This window comes from Lentilactobacillus rapi DSM 19907 = JCM 15042 (genome assembly GCF_001436255.1).
GTDB lineage: Bacteria > Bacillota > Bacilli > Lactobacillales > Lactobacillaceae > Lentilactobacillus > Lentilactobacillus rapi.
Genome location: NZ_AZEI01000070.1, coordinates 1 through 4775 on the forward strand (window position 1 = coordinate 1; position 4775 = coordinate 4775).

At 42.3% G+C, this 4775-nt stretch carries 2 protein-coding genes; one reads left to right on the forward strand and one right to left on the reverse strand.

What is annotated here, in order from left to right; all coding sequences use genetic code 11:
• Positions 1–916 precede the first annotated feature (916 nt).
• Positions 917–1549 (forward strand): ABC transporter ATP-binding protein, encoded by a 633-nt coding sequence (locus FD12_RS07720; protein WP_054749107.1) that lies wholly within the window; start codon positions 917–919, stop codon positions 1547–1549.
• 269 nt (positions 1550–1818) lie between these two features.
• Here FD12_RS07720 and FD12_RS07725 read toward each other — a convergent pair whose 3' ends face one another.
• Positions 1819–4314 (reverse strand): glycoside hydrolase family 31 protein, encoded by a 2496-nt coding sequence (locus FD12_RS07725; protein WP_056982473.1) that lies wholly within the window; start codon positions 4312–4314, stop codon positions 1819–1821.
• Between the last annotated feature and the right edge of the window lie 461 nt (positions 4315–4775).

Consider the following 4775-nt stretch of genomic DNA (forward strand, 5'->3'; position numbering starts at 1 on the left):
AAACCAACAGTTCTAACCTGCCGTTTTCCTACATTTTACGGGTGCCTTTTACAGTTTGAATACCCTTGCTAGCATTATGACCCGTATTTTTCATTTCTGGATTCCTTTAAATGAAATTAATCTTTTTTCTAGTTTCTTCAGTGGTCAATTAACAATCTTAATCGTTATTAGGTCGTTTGCTCGCTTGTTACTCGTCCTTATTGCCAGTTTGATCATTGCCAGAAAAGCTACTCGTCATAAGGAGATCCTATGAATCTAAAGAGGTTAACAGGTCTGTTGCTGATAATCAATGGACTATATAGTCTTTATGGGTTGCTAGTCAATCAATCCAACTTACTTGGTCTCAATTATCGATTCAACGTTTTAGACTTATCGACTAATTTACTATTAGTGCTAGCTGTTAGTTATGTCTTTTCATCATTTTTAGATCAACGCTTTTTTTCAACCATGACTAGTATTGTCACTCGTTACCAAAAACGGACACACCTTATCCGACAATTCGTTAAATTAATTTTAATTGTTTCACTCGTGCAGGCTGGTATTCACAGCATTCTGCTTATGTTAGTGTCTGGAATCACCCTCAGAATGATGAATATTTTCATCATTCTTCTCCTCTCGTGGATATTGTTATTGTTTATATTCGCTTGTTTCTGGTTAAATTATGATCCTGCGCTGGCGTATGTTTCTTTGTTTACGGTTTATATAGGTTGTGTTTTCTTTGGAAGTTGGTTGTCACTGAATCCAAAACTAAGCACCCTTAATTACTTACTCGTTCCCCAGTTGTTAAACGCTTATCGCTTAAAAACTATTTCTTATTTACCTCAGGTATTAGTAAGCATTGGTGAAATTGGGATAGCCCTAGGATGCCTCTCTGCCCTCTTAAAGCGTTACGACTTCTTGAAAGGATGATTCTAAAATGACTGTTAAACTGGTAAATGTTTCAAAAAAGATTAGGAAAAATGTCATATTGAATAACATTTCGTATCAATTTGATAAAGGTAAAATCTATGGCTTAGCTGGTCGAAACGGGTCGGGGAAAACAATGTTGATTCGAGCAATTGCCGGCTTATTGATTCCAAGTTCCGGTAAGGTGATCATCGATGGAGAAGTACTGCATAACCAAATTGATTTTCCAAAAAGTATGGGCGTCACCATTGAAAATACGGAATTTCCAAAAGATCTAACGGGTCTTCAAAACTTGGTTGCCCTCAGTAAGATCAAACATCAAGCGACCGTTAATGATATTAAGTCAACGTTCCAGCGAATTGGCTTGTCTGAGCCAGAATGGAATACCAAAGTTGCAAAGTATTCGCTAGGTATGCGGCAAAAGCTCAGCATTGCCCAAGCGCTTTTTGAAAAACCAAATCTACTCTTGTTAGACGAACCCACTAACGGATTAGACCAAGAAAGTACCACGCGGTTACGACAAACTCTGAAGGCTGAAGCTGAGCATGGGTCTACCATTGTTTTAGCTAGTCATAATAAAGATGATCTCAATTTCTTATGTGACATCGTCGTTCGGATTGATCATGGCTCAATTGTTGGATAATTTCCATTTGTCTGACAGGCCCGGGAAAATTCGTTCTCCATATTAATGACAGAAAGACACGTTGCAGTGCCTGAGCCCCAACAGTTCAAGCAATGCTGGAATCTTCTCAAAATACCATGATCAATGTTCCTGATACATAGATAAATGGTGCTCCGACGCAACTGATGCTTGTCTAACAATATAACGGGTTCCGGCCAATAATCCTAAGAATCAAGATTATTGGCCGGAACCCGTTATATTACCGTACCAACCCGTTGCTGGTCGCACATTTAGATCGAAATCAAATCCTTCACACTAAAGTTCAGGTTGATCTGATAATCCGCTTCGTTTGGTCGGTCAAATTTAACAATTACTCGGCGATTCTCACCGTTGAAGAACCAGCCCTGTTTGGCCTCTGTGAACTTATCGTAGTTCAAGAACTGCTGGATTTCTTTGTCCATAATCGATACTTGGGCTGGGGCCGTCTCTGGGCAGAGAACCTCAAGCTTAAAGTGCTTAACCTTCGATGCATATTTGCCAGCATTGTGGACATCCACAATCACGCCATCATCTGAACTCGTCACATGATAGTGGGTGGTTAAGTAGTCACCACTTTGATAATCATTGGTCTTGCCGTCATCTTCATAGAGGGTAAATGAACTCTCAGCGGATGGCTCAACTAACAAATTAAGATTTTCGATTGTTTGATTATGGATATTGGTCAGTCCTGGTGCCGTCGGAATAATGCCGCCAGTCCTCAAGAACATTGGAATGCTATGAAGATCAACCGGCACTTGAATCGTTTGGCCACCCTCATAATAATGTCCGTCAGCCAGATCAACCCATTTGGCGCCCTTAGGCAGATACACCGGTTTAACCGTTTGACCCTTATCTAAGACGTTGGCAACCAGCAATGATGACCCCAGCATAAATTCAAAGCTCTCTTCCAATACCTTTGGATCATCTTGGAACTCATAAACCAATGGCCGCATGATTGGTGAGCCTTTGATGGAAGCCTCAAACAACAATGAATAGAAGTAAGGGACTAGTCGATAACGCAAACGAATTGCATCGCGGATATACGATGTGTACTTTGGATACATCCAGGGTTCGGTGACCGTATTGTCGTCATTTGACGAATGAATTGAGAACCGAGGCTGGAAGATTCCGTTTTGAACCCATCGTACAAATAGTTCCGGTTCAGGAGCTGGGCCGTCAAAGCCACCAATATCACAGCCTTGATTGGCAACCCCAGAAAGTCCCATCCCTAAAATAGTGGGCACGTTATACTTCACATTGGTCCAGGAAGTCCGGTTATCCCCCGCCCAGGTCTGAGCATACCGTTGGATCCCGGCAAAGCCCGCCCGGTTGGTAATATATGGCCGAACGTTTGGATTATAATCATGAATGGCTTTCTTGGCGGATTTTGCCATCATCGTTGACATGATTGGCTTTAGCGCTTCGATTGGTTTACCCAAGCCGTCTGCTTCAACCTGTGCTCGACCATTATTAATTTCGTATTCATTATTGTCATTCCAAATTGAGGTCACCCCTTTAGACAAGAGTGCCTTGGTCATAAAGTCATTCCAGGTATTGCGACCAGCTTCACTGGTGAAATCGATAAAGTGGGCATCTCCGCCCCAATATTGATCAACTTCATAGCCCTGTTTATCTGGAGTTTTAACAAAGGCGTTCCCAGCTTCGAAGTCCTTCATAAATGGGTGGGTTAACAGCATGCCCGGCTTAATATTCGGTGCCAATAAAACGCCACGCTTCTTTAGTTCTTCAATAAATTGATCGGGGTCTGGGAAACGTTTCTTGTTCCAGTTGAAGACATAGCGTTTGCCATCCTCACCGGAAGTGTAGCCGGATGACAGGAAGAACCCATCACACGGAATTCCGTTCTTCTTACAAGTGTCCACGAAATCAAGAATGGCTTGATCAGCATTGTTATCCAGCTCGGTGTAATACATCGTCGAGCCCATATAACCGAATGAAGCCAACGGTGCCAAAGCGCTCTTGCCAGTTAAATCCGTGTAGTGTTCAACGACATCTTTAACCGTCGGCCCGCCAATGAAGAACAGGTCAACATCGCCGCCGTCACACTCAAAATAGCTGAACCGCTTCCAATAGTTGCTGTGCTCACTATCCATGTCAAAGACTGAATCGTAGGAATTATTGTAGAACATCCCTGTCGCCGTGTTCAACGTAGAATCTAAATTAATATAGAAAGGAATCATCTTGTACAATGGATCGGATTTCGCAGCGTTCCAACCGAGTGAATCCGTATTATGCATCCGCATCCGTCGTTTGAATTTGTTCAATTCGCCAGACTTCTCCCCAAACCCATAGAAGAAGTTGTGATCGCCCATCTTGGAATAATGGTAAGAACGGCCAAGGTCGTCCTGCATGAATGAACGTTTAGGCAGGTCCTCATGCAATACGGTTCCAGCTTTATCGGTGATCTTGAACTCAAAGGGATCCTTACTAATATGCAAACCATATTTAGGCCCGGCAATGAGGTACTCACTCCCCTTGTCTTCAGCCTTGATTGGCAACGGCGTCACCTTTTGGCGTTCATCTTGAAATAAGTTGTCCAGTTGATCGTTCCAAGCGGTCTTAACCAATGCGTACGATTCTTCAGGATCAAATTGATCCTTAAAAGTTCCCCGAATTCGGATGATATTATCATCCAAAAGATAAATTTGGAATTGGGCACCATCGGTTTTCACCAACAAATCATTGCCCTCAGGGGTGATCGATAATAATTTACGACTGACTTTCATACATAATCCTCCATTTTATCGGTAATGTGCTAAATATTTATAACCAGAGTTGTGAATGGAACTTTCACACCAAAACTAATACATCAGTATGATTACTCTTCAAAATATAGCACATTTGGGTAGCGCTTTCAATTGTTGGTTTGCTCGTTTCTTCTTTCAGCGGCAGGCATCTTCTTCAAGCTTACGTGGCTACAACTTGGGATTACTGCGTTTGATGAACTTCATTCTCCACCACATAGCCAAAACGTGCTCTTTAAGCCAGCTTTCTTCGCTTAACCAAATAACGGGAAATGATGCCAAAACTTTGGTGTTGGGTTCCCTGGTTACTTGGCAAAAACGCGCTCAGAGCAACTGCCGCTCAAGTGGTGATCCTTATCTCTTATCCTAAACGCGCTCAAAGAAGCAGACGCTTGTATATTAGAAGTATCAGTAAGGTAACAGCAAAATGTACTAAACTGATG